Here is a 17,454-nt window from a genome sequence, read left to right as displayed (position 1 = left end):
CTAATGCTATCATCCCAATAAAATGCCTACTGATTTTTTTTAATTCGACTATACAAAAAACAGAAGTAACATTCCACTGCTACCCAAGCTGAGAAAACAATTCACAAACACTAACATTCACATGATTTCTTGCCGTCTGTTTAACAGCTGCTACTTCTCTTTAAGCATTTTGATTGTACTGAAAATTATAAATCCACTAAAAACTATAATACTCCCTAAAAAAGACAAACACAACACAACTGGAACATACAAGACTTCCCACTTGTAAGCTATTGGATTTGTTAGATAATAATCAGGATTATTATGATTTATAAAATCTGAAAAAACATAATAAAGAAACGGAATACAAAACATTAAAAACTGAGCCAACTGAACGGCATATCGTATATATTTTCCAATAAAAACATAACCTAAACCAATTACGAGGTAAATCACCATAACAAAAAATGCAAAATCTCTACCTAAAACAACAAAGTATGTATCCTTAACATTTAATGTCTGTGTATTTTCACTAATTAGTAAATACAAACAAATAAGTAATCCAACCATAAAATACAAATACGATATACCCCTTAGTCTTTTCATGTTTTATAATTCAGCGTTTCTTATAATTTAAATCTAAAATTCTTCCATTTCTAACTGGTTCACTTTTTTCAAAATAAACACTTTAAATAAAACGAAGATACTAACCGTTTTACTAGTATTTTTCATCATCGATACATAAAATTTTAAATCACCCTATGATCCCATCAATAGACAGGCCAATATTAAAAAGCCACTCAACCAAAGAAGAATACACCACAAGTTAACAACAATTTAAAATTTTGACAAAATACCAACCAATGAGATTCATTCACAAGAGAAATTTTATCTGCAATTTTCAAATAATAGATTCTCACTGAGCTACTAATAGCAGCTTATGGATCACGCTAATTCTAGATTAATATATTCTTACAGGAAAATCCACACTTTAATCCAAAGCACTATAGTATAGACAATGAATAACAATCCTCTGAGAATTGGGTAAAACGCAAATTTTATTTATAATTCCTAAATAACGGAATTTTAAACCAGTGTATGCAGTGGTACTCCAATGGTAATAATTCTTCTTGGGTAAGAATCTAAGCCCTTTGGATTAAAGATTTCCAAAACGGCTGAAAACAAAAAACCCCGTTTCGTTAGAAACAGGGTTTTCAAAAGAAAGGCGACGACATACTCTCCCACATAACTGCAGTACCATCTGCGCAGGCGGGCTTAACTACTCTGTTCGGGATGGGAAGAGGTGAGCCCCGCCGCAATAACCACCTTAAGGTCGTTTTGCAATGGGTGATTAACTTGAGCTAATCAACATTACACAATATCTTAACATACTGAGATAAAGAAAAAAGTATTTTTTAGAAAGTTTCTCCCCCTGACCGGAGTCAGGGGAAAAGATGTACATAAGCTTACGGATTATTAGTACTACTCGACTATGACATTACTGCCTTTACATCTATAGCCTATCAACGTGGTCATCTTCCACGATCCTTAAAAGAAATCTCATCTTGTGGTGGGTTTCGCGCTTATATGCTTTCAGCGCTTATCCCTTCCAAACGTAGCTACTCTGCGATGCTCCTGGCGGAACAACAGATACACTAGAGGTTTGTCCAATTCGGTCCTCTCGTACTAGAATCAGATCCACTCAAATTTCTTGCGCCCACAGTAGATAGAGACCGAACTGTCTCACGACGTTCTGAACCCAGCTCGCGTGCCACTTTAATGGGCGAACAGCCCAACCCTTGGGACCTTCTCCAGCCCCAGGATGTGACGAGCCGACATCGAGGTGCCAAACCCCCCCGTCGATATGAGCTCTTGGGGGAGATCAGCCTGTTATCCCCGGCGTACCTTTTATCCTTTGAGCGATGGCCCTTCCATGCGGAACCACCGGATCACTATGCTCTACTTTCGTACCTGATCGACCTGTATGTCTCTCAGTCAAGCTCCCTTATGCCATTGCACTCTACGCACGGTTACCAAGCGTACTGAGGGAACCTTTAGAAGCCTCCGTTACTCTTTTGGAGGCGACCACCCCAGTCAAACTACCCACCAAGCAATGTCCCCCGCAATCGCGGGGTTAGGCCTCAGATAAACAAAGGGTTGTATTTCAACAATGACTCCACAACGCCTAGCGACGCCACTTCACAGTCTCCAACCTATCCTACACATCATTTATCCAAGGTCAATACTAAGCTATAGTAAAGGTGCACAGGGTCTTTTCGTCCCACTGCGGGTAAACGGCATCTTCACCGTTACTACAATTTCACCGAGCTCATGGCTGAGACAGTGTCCAGATCGTTACACCATTCGTGCAGGTCGGAACTTACCCGACAAGGAATTTCGCTACCTTAGGACCGTTATAGTTACGGCCGCCGTTTACTGGGGCTTCAATTCAATGCTTCTCCGAAGATAACATCTCCTCTTAACCTTCCAGCACCGGGCAGGTGTCAGGCCCTATACTTCATCTTACGATTTTGCAGAGCCCTGTGTTTTTGATAAACAGTCGCCTGGACCTCTTCACTGCGGCCAGCTTGCGCTGGCGACCTTTCTCCCGAAGTTACAGGTCTATTTTGCCTAATTCCTTAGCCATGAATCTCTCGAGCACCTTAGGATTCTCTCCTCGACTACCTGTGTCGGTTTGCGGTACGGGTACTTATTACCTGAAGTTTAGAGGTTTTTCTTGGAAGCCCTTAGGCGCACTATCTCTTTGTCCGAAGACTCCGAGTACTATCGTATTTCCCCAAGCCGCGTGGATTTGCCTGCGCAGCTTATAGGTAGGTACTTCAACGAACTATTCCGTCAGTTCGCGGCGCTTTCATCACTCCGTCACCCCATCACAGTAATAAGTAGTACGGGAATATTAACCCGTGGTCCATCGACTGTCCCTTTCGGGTTCGCCTTAGGTCCCGACTAACCCACAGCTGATTAGCATAGCTGTGGAAACCTTAGTCTTTCGGTGTGCGGGTTTCTCGCCCGCATTATCGTTACTTATGCCTACATTTTCTTTTCTAACCGGTCCAGCAGGCCTTACGACTCACCTTCAACCCTGTTAGAATGCTCCCCTACCACTCCGTAAATAAATACGAAATCCATAGCTTCGGTAATATGTTTATGCCCGATTATTATCCATGCTCGTCCGCTCGACTAGTGAGCTGTTACGCACTCTTTAAATGAATGGCTGCTTCCAAGCCAACATCCTAGCTGTCTGGGCAGACAAACCTCGTTCTTTCAACTTAACATATATTTGGGGACCTTAGCTGATGGTCTGGGTTCTTTCCCTCTCGGACTTGGACCTTAGCACCCAAGCCCTCACTGTTGTGAAACATTATATAGCATTCGGAGTTTGTCAGGAATTGGTAGGCGGTGAAGCCCCCGCATCCAATCAGTAGCTCTACCTCTATATAACTTTATGCACAACGCTGCACCTAAATGCATTTCGGGGAGTACGAGCTATTTCCGAGTTTGATTGGCCTTTCACCCCTACCCACAGGTCATCCGAAGACTTTTCAACGTCAACCGGTTCGGTCCTCCACTGTGTGTTACCACAGCTTCAACCTGCCCATGGGTAGATCACACGGTTTCGCGTCTAACACTACTGACTAAAGCGCCCTATTCAGACTCGCTTTCGCTACGGATCCGTGGCTTAACCACTTATCCTTGCCAGCAACGTTAACTCGTAGGCTCATTATGCAAAAGGCACGCCGTCACCCCACTAAAGGGCTCCGACCGCTTGTAAGCGTATGGTTTCAGGATCTATTTCACTCCGTTATTCACGGTTCTTTTCACCTTTCCCTCACGGTACTGGTTCACTATCGGTCTCTCAGGAGTATTTAGCCTTAGCGGATGGTCCCGCCAAATTCAGACAGGATTTCTCGTGTCCCGCCCTACTCAGGATACCACTATCTATTATACTCGTTACCCATACGGGACTATCACCCTCTATGGTGTCACTTTCCAGTAACTTCCGGTTCCTTGTACATAAAATATCGTGGTCCTACAACCCCAACATTGCCGTAACAACATTGGTTTGGGCTAATCCGCGTTCGCTCGCCACTACTTACGGAATCACTTTTGTTTTCTTCTCCTCCGCCTACTTAGATGTTTCAGTTCAGCGGGTTTGCCCACCTATCGGTGTACTATGTCTTCAACATAGTGGGTTGCCCCATTCAGGTATTTACGGATCAATTCGTGTGTGCCGATCCCCGTAACTTTTCGCAGCTTATCACGCCTTTCATCGCCTCTGAGAGCCAAGGCATCCCCCATACGCCCTTATTTTGCTTATTGTACCAATCATAAATTAATATGACCGTTTTTTTTTATTTCCTGTTACGTATAACAGAAAATGCTTTCTACTTTTTATTATTTTCTTATCTCAATATGTCAATGAACTTTTATCCAAAACTTTCGTCTCGAATCAGTGGAGAATAACGGAGTCGAACCGTTGACCTCCTGCGTGCAAGGCAGGCGCTCTAGCCAGCTGAGCTAATCCCCCATTTCAATTGTAGAAACTGAATTCAGATCTTAGATCTGTATTCCATCTAATTTCTTTTGGTGAATTCCAACTTCTAGAATTTCCTTTTTTTTCAAGTTTAAATAGTTGTCTCGGACAGACTCGAACTGTCGACCCCTACATTATCAGTGTAGTACTCTAACCAGCTGAGCTACGAGACACTCTTATTCTTAAAAATTTATTATTTGAACTAACAGCAAGAGTAAAATAGTCTTAAAATCATGACCTATAAAGCTTCTTCTTTTTTCCTCAGCGTGTTGATAAATCAACTAACACTAAGGCTCTAGAAAGGAGGTGTTCCAGCCGCACCTTCCGGTACGGCTACCTTGTTACGACTTAGCCCTAGTTACCAGTTTTACCCTAGGCAGCTCCTTGCGGTCACCGACTTCAGGCACCCCCAGCTTCCATGGCTTGACGGGCGGTGTGTACAAGGCCCGGGAACGTATTCACCGGATCATGGCTGATATCCGATTACTAGCGATTCCAGCTTCACGGAGTCGAGTTGCAGACTCCGATCCGAACTGTGACCGGTTTTATAGATTCGCTCCTGGTCGCCCAGTGGCTGCTCTCTGTACCGGCCATTGTAGCACGTGTGTAGCCCAAGGCGTAAGGGCCGTGATGATTTGACGTCATCCCCACCTTCCTCACAGTTTGCACTGGCAGTCTTGTTAGAGTTCCCGACATGACTCGCTGGCAACTAACAACAGGGGTTGCGCTCGTTATAGGACTTAACCTGACACCTCACGGCACGAGCTGACGACAACCATGCAGCACCTTGTAAATTGTCTTGCGAAAGATCTGTTTCCAAACCGGTCAATCTACATTTAAGCCTTGGTAAGGTTCCTCGCGTATCATCGAATTAAACCACATGCTCCACCGCTTGTGCGGGCCCCCGTCAATTCCTTTGAGTTTCATTCTTGCGAACGTACTCCCCAGGTGGGATACTTATCACTTTCGCTTAGCCACTGAAATTGCTTCCAACAGCTAGTATCCATCGTTTACGGCGTGGACTACCAGGGTATCTAATCCTGTTCGCTACCCACGCTTTCGTCCATCAGCGTCAATCCATTAGTAGTAACCTGCCTTCGCAATTGGTATTCCATGTAATCTCTAAGCATTTCACCGCTACACTACATATTCTAGTTACTTCCTAATAATTCAAGTTTAACAGTATCAATGGCCGTTCCACCGTTGAGCGATGGGCTTTCACCACTGACTTATTAAACCGCCTACGGACCCTTTAAACCCAATGATTCCGGATAACGCTTGGATCCTCCGTATTACCGCGGCTGCTGGCACGGAGTTAGCCGATCCTTATTCTTACAGTACCGTCAAGCTGGTTCACGAACCAGTGTTTCTTCCTGTATAAAAGCAGTTTACAATCCATAGGACCGTCATCCTGCACGCGGCATGGCTGGATCAGGCTTGCGCCCATTGTCCAATATTCCTCACTGCTGCCTCCCGTAGGAGTCTGGTCCGTGTCTCAGTACCAGTGTGGGGGATCTCCCTCTCAGGACCCCTACCCATCGTAGCCTTGGTAAGCCGTTACCTTACCAACTAGCTAATGGGACGCATGCTCATCTTTTACCGTTGTGACTTTAATTATAAAATGATGCCATTTCATAATACTATGAGGTATTAATCCAAATTTCTCTGGGCTATCCCTCTGTAAAAGGTAGATTGCATACGCGTTACGCACCCGTGCGCCGGTCTCTAGTTCCGAAGAACTATACCCCTCGACTTGCATGTGTTAAGCCTGCCGCTAGCGTTCATCCTGAGCCAGGATCAAACTCTTCATCGTATATTGTTGATCTAATAAATTAGATCGTATTGTTATTCGAATCAGTCTCTATCGGTTCATTTAATTAATCTCTCGATTATCTTACTCTTTTTTATTTGTTTTAACATCTCTGTTAAAACGGCTGTCAATTCAATATGTCTACGAACGTGTCTTTTTTGTTTGTCGCTTATATCTCAAAGCGGCTGCAAAAGTAGAAAAGTTATTTACAACTGGCAAGAAAAATGTGAAGTTTTTTTTTAAGACTTTCGTCTCATTCAAACTTCTCTTTCTAACCAATCTCTCAATGAACTTTCGCATGTCTTGCGGGCTGCAAAACTACTCCTTTTATTGGGTTATTCAAGCTTTTTATTGAGTTAATTTGCAATTATTTTGCAGACGGACCCTAAGGCACTGACTAGGTGTTTTTTACAATTCATTTATTTTTCACCTCTTTTGGTCTTATTCCTATTGTACATCCCTTTTTTGAGTAATACCAACAACCCACCTACCTGTTTTCACCCGAAGATCTTCCTGATTTCTCCCTCTTTCACTCCCAACACCATCCAAAATACGTTTAAAAATACCTTCATCTTGCCACATTTTTCAATCCAGAACCAATAACCTAGAAAATGATCATCAAAAAAGAGTACTAAAATTGCTAAAGACACAGTCGCCGTCATCAAAATTGGTCGACAAAACAACCTGGCGTTATTCCTATCGAGAGAAGAAAATAAAATCAGAATGCCTTGAAGTCTATAGATTTTTAAAAACCTTTCTCGTTTGAAGATTTTACAACAACCCTGACAGGGATTAACAAACAAAAACTCGACTCCATATAATTCCAGAACTCTAGACCACAAAGCAGACAAAACCAAAGAATACTCCTATTTACAGCTAATTAACAGCTGTTTTTTCTAAATAATCATTTATATATTATTTATCCTACAAGTAAAAATGACTCAAGAAGTTTAATCATTCCTAAGATTACTCTTCAATAGAAAACACAGTTACCATTGATCCATTATTTCCATACAAAACCACAATAACACCTACAGTATCATGTAAAAAAAAAAATTAACAACTAATAGAATTACAATCTCAATAGTACAGATAGGATACGAAAAATATTTTTTAAATCAATCTTTACAAAACACAGCACAACAAGCCAAACAATAGAATGATTTCACTTCCCCTAAAATAGAGATCTTTAAAACAAAAGACGATTAAACGATAGTTGACATTTTTTTTTTAAACGAAAGCATACCACTCAACCAATACCCATTTTCTGATTTATTTCAAACACGCTGAGATTTACTCACAACCGAGTTTTTATTTTCAATTCCCAATAACGGATTTTTAAGCAGGAGCTCTAACAATAAAGAAACACTTCTAATCCTGGATCTATATATGGTTACGAAGAAATTTCTCTTACTTCAAAACACTATAGTACAGACAGTAAATAACAACTCTCTGAGAATTGGGTAAAACGCAATTTTTTTTTACAATTCCTAAATAACGGAATTTTAAACCAGTGTATGCAGTGGTACTCCAATGGTAATAATTCTTCTTGGGTAAGAATCTAAGCCCTTTGGATTAAAGATTTCCAAAACGGCTGAAAACAAAAAACCCCGTTTCGTTAGAAACAGGGTTTTCAAAAGAAAGGCGACGACATACTCTCCCACATAACTGCAGTACCATCTGCGCAGGCGGGCTTAACTACTCTGTTCGGGATGGGAAGAGGTGAGCCCCGCCGCAATAACCACCTTAAGGTCGTTTTGCAATGGGTGATTAACTTGAGCTAATCAACATTACACAATATCTTAACATACTGAGATAAAGAAAAAAGTATTTTTTAGAAAGTTTCTCCCCCTGACCGGAGTCAGGGGAAAAGATGTACATAAGCTTACGGATTATTAGTACTACTCGACTATGACATTACTGCCTTTACATCTATAGCCTATCAACGTGGTCATCTTCCACGATCCTTAAAAGAAATCTCATCTTGTGGTGGGTTTCGCGCTTATATGCTTTCAGCGCTTATCCCTTCCAAACGTAGCTACTCTGCGATGCTCCTGGCGGAACAACAGATACACTAGAGGTTTGTCCAATTCGGTCCTCTCGTACTAGAATCAGATCCACTCAAATTTCTTGCGCCCACAGTAGATAGAGACCGAACTGTCTCACGACGTTCTGAACCCAGCTCGCGTGCCACTTTAATGGGCGAACAGCCCAACCCTTGGGACCTTCTCCAGCCCCAGGATGTGACGAGCCGACATCGAGGTGCCAAACCCCCCCGTCGATATGAGCTCTTGGGGGAGATCAGCCTGTTATCCCCGGCGTACCTTTTATCCTTTGAGCGATGGCCCTTCCATGCGGAACCACCGGATCACTATGCTCTACTTTCGTACCTGATCGACCTGTATGTCTCTCAGTCAAGCTCCCTTATGCCATTGCACTCTACGCACGGTTACCAAGCGTACTGAGGGAACCTTTAGAAGCCTCCGTTACTCTTTTGGAGGCGACCACCCCAGTCAAACTACCCACCAAGCAATGTCCCCCGCAATCGCGGGGTTAGGCCTCAGATAAACAAAGGGTTGTATTTCAACAATGACTCCACAACGCCTAGCGACGCCACTTCACAGTCTCCAACCTATCCTACACATCATTTATCCAAGGTCAATACTAAGCTATAGTAAAGGTGCACAGGGTCTTTTCGTCCCACTGCGGGTAAACGGCATCTTCACCGTTACTACAATTTCACCGAGCTCATGGCTGAGACAGTGTCCAGATCGTTACACCATTCGTGCAGGTCGGAACTTACCCGACAAGGAATTTCGCTACCTTAGGACCGTTATAGTTACGGCCGCCGTTTACTGGGGCTTCAATTCAATGCTTCTCCGAAGATAACATCTCCTCTTAACCTTCCAGCACCGGGCAGGTGTCAGGCCCTATACTTCATCTTACGATTTTGCAGAGCCCTGTGTTTTTGATAAACAGTCGCCTGGACCTCTTCACTGCGGCCAGCTTGCGCTGGCGACCTTTCTCCCGAAGTTACAGGTCTATTTTGCCTAATTCCTTAGCCATGAATCTCTCGAGCACCTTAGGATTCTCTCCTCGACTACCTGTGTCGGTTTGCGGTACGGGTACTTATTACCTGAAGTTTAGAGGTTTTTCTTGGAAGCCCTTAGGCGCACTATCTCTTTGTCCGAAGACTCCGAGTACTATCGTATTTCCCCAAGCCGCGTGGATTTGCCTGCGCAGCTTATAGGTAGGTACTTCAACGAACTATTCCGTCAGTTCGCGGCGCTTTCATCACTCCGTCACCCCATCACAGTAATAAGTAGTACGGGAATATTAACCCGTGGTCCATCGACTGTCCCTTTCGGGTTCGCCTTAGGTCCCGACTAACCCACAGCTGATTAGCATAGCTGTGGAAACCTTAGTCTTTCGGTGTGCGGGTTTCTCGCCCGCATTATCGTTACTTATGCCTACATTTTCTTTTCTAACCGGTCCAGCAGGCCTTACGACTCACCTTCAACCCTGTTAGAATGCTCCCCTACCACTCCGTAAATAAATACGAAATCCATAGCTTCGGTAATATGTTTATGCCCGATTATTATCCATGCTCGTCCGCTCGACTAGTGAGCTGTTACGCACTCTTTAAATGAATGGCTGCTTCCAAGCCAACATCCTAGCTGTCTGGGCAGACAAACCTCGTTCTTTCAACTTAACATATATTTGGGGACCTTAGCTGATGGTCTGGGTTCTTTCCCTCTCGGACTTGGACCTTAGCACCCAAGCCCTCACTGTTGTGAAACATTATATAGCATTCGGAGTTTGTCAGGAATTGGTAGGCGGTGAAGCCCCCGCATCCAATCAGTAGCTCTACCTCTATATAACTTTGTGCACAACGCTGCACCTAAATGCATTTCGGGGAGTACGAGCTATTTCCGAGTTTGATTGGCCTTTCACCCCTACCCACAGGTCATCCGAAGACTTTTCAACGTCAACCGGTTCGGTCCTCCACTGTGTGTTACCACAGCTTCAACCTGCCCATGGGTAGATCACACGGTTTCGCGTCTAACACTACTGACTAAAGCGCCCTATTCAGACTCGCTTTCGCTACGGATCCGTGGCTTAACCACTTATCCTTGCCAGCAACGTTAACTCGTAGGCTCATTATGCAAAAGGCACGCCGTCACCCCACTAAAGGGCTCCGACCGCTTGTAAGCGTATGGTTTCAGGATCTATTTCACTCCGTTATTCACGGTTCTTTTCACCTTTCCCTCACGGTACTGGTTCACTATCGGTCTCTCAGGAGTATTTAGCCTTAGCGGATGGTCCCGCCAAATTCAGACAGGATTTCTCGTGTCCCGCCCTACTCAGGATACCACTATCTATTATACTCGTTACCCATACGGGACTATCACCCTCTATGGTGTCACTTTCCAGTAACTTCCGGTTCCTTGTACATAAAATCTCGTGGTCCTACAACCCCAACATTGCCGTAACAACATTGGTTTGGGCTAATCCGCGTTCGCTCGCCACTACTTACGGAATCACTTTTGTTTTCTTCTCCTCCGCCTACTTAGATGTTTCAGTTCAGCGGGTTTGCCCACCTATCGGTGTACTATGTCTTCAACATAGTGGGTTGCCCCATTCAGGTATTTACGGATCAATTCGTGTGTGCCGATCCCCGTAACTTTTCGCAGCTTATCACGCCTTTCATCGCCTCTGAGAGCCAAGGCATCCCCCATACGCCCTTATTTTGCTTATTGTACCAATCATAAATTAATATGACCGTTTTTTTTTATTCTCTGTTACGTATAACAGAAAATGCTTTCTACTTTTTATTATTTTCTTATCTCAATATGTCAATGAACTTTTATCCAAAACTTTCGTCTGGAATCAGTGGAGAATAACGGAGTCGAACCGTTGACCTCCTGCGTGCAAGGCAGGCGCTCTAGCCAGCTGAGCTAATCCCCCATTTCAATTGTAGAAACTGAATTCAGATCTTAGATCTGTATTCCATCTAATTTCTTTTGGTGAATTCCAACTTCTAGAATTTCCTTTTTTCTTAAGTTTAAATAGTTGTCTCGGACAGACTCGAACTGTCGACCCCTACATTATCAGTGTAGTACTCTAACCAGCTGAGCTACGAGACACTCTTATTCTTAAAAATTTATTATTTGAACTAACAGCAAGAGTAAAATAGTCTTAAAATCATGACCTATAAAGCTTCTTCTTTTTTCCTCAGCGTGTTGATAAATCAACTAACACTAAGGCTCTAGAAAGGAGGTGTTCCAGCCGCACCTTCCGGTACGGCTACCTTGTTACGACTTAGCCCTAGTTACCAGTTTTACCCTAGGCAGCTCCTTGCGGTCACCGACTTCAGGCACCCCCAGCTTCCATGGCTTGACGGGCGGTGTGTACAAGGCCCGGGAACGTATTCACCGGATCATGGCTGATATCCGATTACTAGCGATTCCAGCTTCACGGAGTCGAGTTGCAGACTCCGATCCGAACTGTGACCGGTTTTATAGATTCGCTCCTGGTCGCCCAGTGGCTGCTCTCTGTACCGGCCATTGTAGCACGTGTGTAGCCCAAGGCGTAAGGGCCGTGATGATTTGACGTCATCCCCACCTTCCTCACAGTTTGCACTGGCAGTCTTGTTAGAGTTCCCGACATGACTCGCTGGCAACTAACAACAGGGGTTGCGCTCGTTATAGGACTTAACCTGACACCTCACGGCACGAGCTGACGACAACCATGCAGCACCTTGTAAATTGTCTTGCGAAAGATCTGTTTCCAAACCGGTCAATCTACATTTAAGCCTTGGTAAGGTTCCTCGCGTATCATCGAATTAAACCACATGCTCCACCGCTTGTGCGGGCCCCCGTCAATTCCTTTGAGTTTCATTCTTGCGAACGTACTCCCCAGGTGGGATACTTATCACTTTCGCTTAGCCACTGAGATTGCTCCCAACAGCTAGTATCCATCGTTTACGGCGTGGACTACCAGGGTATCTAATCCTGTTCGCTACCCACGCTTTCGTCCATCAGCGTCAATCCATTAGTAGTAACCTGCCTTCGCAATTGGTATTCCATGTAATCTCTAAGCATTTCACCGCTACACTACATATTCTAGTTACTTCCTAATAATTCAAGTTTAACAGTATCAATGGCCGTTCCACCGTTGAGCGATGGGCTTTCACCACTGACTTATTAAACCGCCTACGGACCCTTTAAACCCAATGATTCCGGATAACGCTTGGATCCTCCGTATTACCGCGGCTGCTGGCACGGAGTTAGCCGATCCTTATTCTTACAGTACCGTCAAGCTGGTTCACGAACCAGTGTTTCTTCCTGTATAAAAGCAGTTTACAATCCATAGGACCGTCATCCTGCACGCGGCATGGCTGGATCAGGCTTGCGCCCATTGTCCAATATTCCTCACTGCTGCCTCCCGTAGGAGTCTGGTCCGTGTCTCAGTACCAGTGTGGGGGATCTCCCTCTCAGGACCCCTACCCATCGTAGCCTTGGTAAGCCGTTACCTTACCAACTAGCTAATGGGACGCATGCTCATCTTTTACCGTTGTGACTTTAATTATAAAATGATGCCATTTCATAATACTATGAGGTATTAATCCAAATTTCTCTGGGCTATCCCTCTGTAAAAGGTAGATTGCATACGCGTTACGCACCCGTGCGCCGGTCTCTAGTTCCGAAGAACTATACCCCTCGACTTGCATGTGTTAAGCCTGCCGCTAGCGTTCATCCTGAGCCAGGATCAAACTCTTCATCGTATATTGTTGATCTAATAAATTAGATCGTATTGTTATTCGAATCAGTCTCTATCGGTTCATTTAATTAATCTCTCGATTATCTTACTCTTTATTATTTGTTTTAACATCTCTGTTAAAACGGCTGTCAATTCAATATGTCTACGAACGTGTCTTTTTTGTTTGTCGCTTATGTCTCAAAGCGGCTGCAAAAGTAGAAAAGTTATTTACAACTGGCAAGAAAAATGTGAAGTTTTTTTTTAAGACTTTCGTCTCATTTAAACTTCTCTTTCCAACCAATCTCTCAATGAACTTCTGCGCTGTTGCGGGTGCAAAACTACAACCTTTATGCGGGTAAACAAGCTTTTTAAACCACTTTCTGCTTTCTTTTTTACGCTTTTTTCTTAACGCACTGATAACACTAAACTTACCCTTAGTCCTGTTTTTGCTTTTATACGAATTTTCGCCAGAGTAATACCACTAGCCCTATAAGCCCACTTGTAAATTCACCTATTTTATAGACTTCACCGTTTATTTATAGCTGTTTTACCCAATTTACAACAGCCTAATCTTGCCTTCTCTTTGACTTTAATCCGTTTTTTCGAGATTTCATCCACTTCACTCTTCTTTTATACTTGTATACTTCTTCATCAGCACTTCGCATTACACCTCATCAAATCATTACACCTCATCAAATCATTACACCTCATCAAACCAAGCCAATCATACCTATCTCCTTAAAACAAAACAAAGACATCCCTTAAAAGACTTGAAGCGACTACAACATCAACCAAACTCTTATCCTATAATAGGTAGCTACTAAAATAGCCACCTATATACCTATACATATAAACGAACAAACCCGAGAGCTCCTAAACTCTCGGGCTATATAGTCCCTATTTCACTCTTATGTTTGAAACTCCAAATCCTTCCTATATATGAGGCTTAGTTCAAACTATCCATTACTTCTTTTGTGATCTGAATACTTTTCAATTTGGCCTGATGATCGTAAATAGGACTAGTCACCATCAACTCATCAATTCTGGCGTAGCTAATAAACTTTTTAAGATCACCTATCAATTGCTCTTTGTTACCCGTAAAGGTACAAGCCGTCATCTGGTCAACATGAAAACGCTCCTCTTCACTCATGATATCCTCTAAAGAAGCCACTGGAGGTTGCAAGCCCTTGCGATCATTACGAATCAAATTTAAAAACATCTGATACAAACTTGTGGACAAAGAAGTTGCTTCCTCATTAGTATCAGCAGCTATGACATTAACGCAAGCCATCGTTTTAGGTTCACTTAAAACTGCGGAAGGCTGAAAATTTTCGCGATAGAACTCAAAAGCTTGTATCATTTGACGAGGTGCAAAATGACCTGCAAAGGCATATGGCAAACCGTAAGCTGCAGCCAAGGCAGCACTTTCCATACTTGAACCTAAAATCCAAATTGGAACATTGGTCCCTTCAGCGGGAAAAGCACGAACCTTTGATGTTGAATTTTCTACCGAAAAGTACTCTTGAAGTTTCGTCACATTCTGCGGAAACCGCTGTGCTTGTTCAAAAAAATCTTTTCGAATAGCTTCAGCTGTTGGCTGATCTGTACCTGGAGCTCTTCCTAAACCTAAATCAATTCGGTTCGGATACAGTGTGGCCAATGTGCCAAATTGCTCGGCTACTATTAAAGGAGCATGATTAGGTAACATAATTCCACCCGATCCAACACGTATACTTTGAGTCTGACTAGCAATATAACCAATTAACACAACAGTTGCCGAACTCGCTACATGTGCCATATTGTGATGCTCAGCTAACCAAAATCGCTTGTAGCCTAAAGCATCTGCAAGTTGCGCGATTTCTTTGGTTTTTTGAAATGTTTCGGAGGCATTACTATCCTGTGTAATAATAGCAAGTTCTAATATTGAGACTGAAATTGGTTTTTCCATGTAAATTAATGCTTTTATGCAAAAATAAATCATTTAGTTCTACCCCTAACTTGTTTGGTGTTAATAGAATTATAATCTTTCTAAACACCTCAACAAGAGAACCAGTGGTCAATTTCCAAATCCTCCTATTTTTTTACGATTTCATATCTTATACTTATTCTCTGACCAAAAGGCAACACTAGAATCCTTTTGAAAATTTAATTCTTGCAAGAATTTACATTGAATCTAAAAACACAAATGATTTAAAGCCTAAATTTGTATTTCAAAAGTACTTATCGATTTTAGCTTTATTCTCAAATGACACACAAAATTTTAATTATTGACGACGAGGAAAAACTTAGAAGTCTGTTAACTCGTATTGTAAAATCGGAAGGATTTGAAGTCATCGAAGCCAAAGATTTAAAATCCGGATTTAAAAAACTGGAACAAACTGATATTGACGTCGTCTTATGTGATGTAAAATTACCTGATGGAAATGGCGTTGAATTTTTACAGCAGATTAAAACTAACTTTCCTTTGACCGAAGTTATCTTGTTGACTGCTTTTGGAAATATTAGCGATGGTGTCCAAGCCATGAAAAACGGAGCTTTTGATTATATAGTTAAAGGCGATGATAATGACAAAATTATCCCACTACTATACAAAGCTGTTGAGAAAGTTCATTTGCAAAAAAAGGTTAAGCAACTTGAAAAACGCATTAACGACAAGTATTCTTTCAATACTATTATCGGAAAATCAAAAGGACTAGAGCAAATCATAGATTTAGCTAAAAAAGTTGCCAAAACCGATTCCACTGTTTTACTTACTGGTGAAACCGGTACTGGAAAAGAAGTTTTTGCTCAAGCCATTCATGAAAACAGTACTCGGGTCGGAAAATCTTTTGTAGCGCTAAATTGCAGTACGTTCAGCAAAGAAATACTAGAGAGCGAACTTTTTGGACATAGACAAGGTGCATTTACAGGTGCATTAAAAGACAAAAAGGGTTTTATAGAAGAAGCCAATGGTGGCACTTTGTTCTTAGATGAAATTGGAGAAATGCCAATAGAATTACAAGCTAAATTGTTACGTGTCCTAGAAACCAGTGAATACATTCAACTAGGAGATAGTACCCCTCGTAAATCTAATTTCAGATTAATTGCTGCAACCAATAGAGACTTAAAAACCGAAAGTGAGCAACACCGTTTCCGATCAGATTTGTATTTCCGATTGAATATTTTTGAAATTAAAATTCCACCTTTAAGGGAAAGAGTAAAAGACATAGCGCCATTGACGCAGTATTACGTCAAGCAATTTGCTGAAAAGACCAATAAAAAAGCCTTGGATATCGATGATTGTTTTATGCAAAAAATGGAATCCTATCAGTGGCCCGGAAATGTTCGTGAATTAAAAAATGTTATTGAACGATCCGTTATTTTGGTAAATGGTGGAGTCTTAACAATCGATGTTTTGCCTTATGAGATGCAACATCAGACCAATACAACCAATAAAATCGTTTCTGCATTTTCAATGCAAAGTGTCGAAAAACTACATATACAGAAAGTACTTAATTACACCAAAGGAAATAAGGCCGAAACAGCTCGATTACTCGAAATCGGCATTGCGACTCTATACAGAAAGCTTGACGAATATAACATTCAATAATTTACCTACTATTTTGAGAAAAGCCTATCATAATGATAGGCTTTTATTATGACCAATTTCCACAAAAAACAAATAATTCTTTGATTTACAACACCTTATAATATTATTTTATTTTTGGAATATATTTTGGCATAAGCAATGAAGAACAACAAAATCATTCTTATGAAAAATCAAGTCACCTCAATCTACAAACAAGCGGAACGCTTTGCAGAAATTACCAAAAAATCAATTATATCTGGCAATATTGTTCGGGCAAAAAAATGCCTAGCACTTGCTGAACGTTTATTCATTACTGGAAGTCTCGAGACCAAAAATGCCATATCTAATGTCTATATTTTCTCTGTTTCTTCCTTTATGGAAATGCGCCACTGCAATATTTCGCATCTTTTTCCCAAAACATTAAAAACAGAATACATCAAGCAGGTTAATTCATCTGGAGTTTAAAAAGCTCAATAGCTCGAATGAGTACTTACATATAGAATCAATTCCTTCAACAGCTATTTTCCTTTACTCCTTTCCAATAGATATAAATCCAATAATCTAAATAAATCAAAACCTATGTTACTCACTATTCTTTTACTCGCATTGGCTGTTCTACTCTTTGCGATTTGTTTTAAAACCGTCGAATTCTTTGAAAAAATTTAAATCATGACTGCTCTATTTATAATCGCCCTTTTGGTTTTCGGCTACTTGGTTTATGTATTAATCAAACCCGAAAAATTTTAATACCGCTATCAGTAAATCTGATTTCATGTAAAA

At 41.9% G+C, this 17,454-nt stretch carries 5 protein-coding genes, 4 tRNA genes and 6 rRNA genes; 3 read left to right on the top strand and 12 right to left on the bottom strand.

Annotated elements, in window-relative coordinates:
* Positions 1-150 precede the first annotated feature (150 nt).
* From AC51AA_RS17115 to AC51AA_RS17060, 12 genes are all read right to left on the bottom strand, one after another.
* Positions 151-585: a hypothetical protein gene (locus AC51AA_RS17115; protein ID WP_500703412.1), complete on the bottom strand. Its 435-nt coding sequence runs from the start codon at positions 583-585 to the stop codon at positions 151-153.
* 614 nt (positions 586-1,199) lie between these two features.
* Positions 1,200-1,309, bottom strand: a 5S ribosomal RNA gene (rrf, locus tag AC51AA_RS17110).
* A 126-nt stretch (positions 1,310-1,435) separates the two neighbouring features.
* Positions 1,436-4,320 (bottom strand): 23S ribosomal RNA (locus AC51AA_RS17105).
* Positions 4,321-4,454: 134 nt separating this feature from the next.
* Positions 4,455-4,528: transfer RNA gene (locus AC51AA_RS17100), tRNA-Ala, on the bottom strand.
* Positions 4,529-4,633: 105 nt separating this feature from the next.
* Positions 4,634-4,707: transfer RNA gene (locus AC51AA_RS17095), tRNA-Ile, on the bottom strand.
* 126 nt (positions 4,708-4,833) lie between these two features.
* Positions 4,834-6,347 (bottom strand): 16S ribosomal RNA (locus AC51AA_RS17090).
* A gap of 1,636 nt (positions 6,348-7,983) precedes the next feature.
* Positions 7,984-8,093: ribosomal RNA gene (gene rrf / locus AC51AA_RS17085) — 5S ribosomal RNA — on the bottom strand.
* A 126-nt stretch (positions 8,094-8,219) separates the two neighbouring features.
* Positions 8,220-11,104: ribosomal RNA gene (locus AC51AA_RS17080) — 23S ribosomal RNA — on the bottom strand.
* Between the two features lie 134 nt (positions 11,105-11,238).
* Positions 11,239-11,312: transfer RNA gene (locus AC51AA_RS17075), tRNA-Ala, on the bottom strand.
* A gap of 105 nt (positions 11,313-11,417) precedes the next feature.
* Positions 11,418-11,491, bottom strand: a tRNA-Ile gene (locus AC51AA_RS17070).
* 126 nt (positions 11,492-11,617) lie between these two features.
* A 16S ribosomal RNA gene (locus AC51AA_RS17065) occupies positions 11,618-13,131 on the bottom strand.
* Together the 16S, 23S and 5S rRNA genes with 4 tRNA genes alongside form the textbook arrangement of a ribosomal RNA operon.
* Positions 13,132-14,052: 921 nt before the next feature.
* On the bottom strand, positions 14,053-15,054 hold the full coding sequence (locus AC51AA_RS17060; RefSeq protein ID WP_500703411.1) for an LLM class flavin-dependent oxidoreductase: 1,002 nt from the start codon (positions 15,052-15,054) through the stop codon (positions 14,053-14,055).
* A gap of 297 nt (positions 15,055-15,351) precedes the next feature.
* Here AC51AA_RS17060 and AC51AA_RS17055 point away from each other — a divergent pair, with 297 nt between their 5' ends.
* From AC51AA_RS17055 to kdpF, 3 genes are all read left to right on the top strand, one after another.
* A complete protein-coding gene (locus AC51AA_RS17055; RefSeq protein WP_500703410.1) occupies positions 15,352-16,695 on the top strand; it encodes a sigma-54-dependent transcriptional regulator in 1,344 nt (447 codons plus the stop codon).
* A 162-nt stretch (positions 16,696-16,857) separates the two neighbouring features.
* Entirely contained in the window at positions 16,858-17,139 is a 282-nt protein-coding gene (locus tag AC51AA_RS17050; RefSeq protein ID WP_500703409.1) for a DUF7674 family protein, read from the top strand.
* Between the two features lie 204 nt (positions 17,140-17,343).
* Positions 17,344-17,421, top strand: coding sequence for a K(+)-transporting ATPase subunit F (gene kdpF, locus AC51AA_RS17045; protein WP_500705653.1), 78 nt, complete (start codon positions 17,344-17,346; stop codon positions 17,419-17,421).
* The last annotated feature ends 33 nt before the right edge of the window (positions 17,422-17,454 follow it).

Source organism: Flavobacterium sp. OHVDL-2026-0007 (genome assembly GCF_059882335.1).
The sequence above is the reverse complement of the archived record's forward strand: the minus strand, read 5'-3'. Positions and strand labels throughout refer to the sequence as shown.

What these genes read in the sequence shown, in the direction of transcription:
- AC51AA_RS17115 (WP_500703412.1), bottom strand. Translation starts at nt 585, where the DNA reads ATGAAAAGACTAAGGGGTATATCGTATTTGTATTTTATGGTTGGATTA.
- AC51AA_RS17060 (WP_500703411.1), bottom strand. Translation starts at nt 15,054, where the DNA reads ATGGAAAAACCAATTTCAGTCTCAATATTAGAACTTGCTATTATTACA.
- AC51AA_RS17055 (WP_500703410.1), top strand. Translation starts at nt 15,352, where the DNA reads ATGACACACAAAATTTTAATTATTGACGACGAGGAAAAACTTAGAAGT.
- AC51AA_RS17050 (WP_500703409.1), top strand. Translation starts at nt 16,858, where the DNA reads ATGAAAAATCAAGTCACCTCAATCTACAAACAAGCGGAACGCTTTGCA.
- kdpF (WP_500705653.1), top strand. Translation starts at nt 17,344, where the DNA reads ATGACTGCTCTATTTATAATCGCCCTTTTGGTTTTCGGCTACTTGGTT.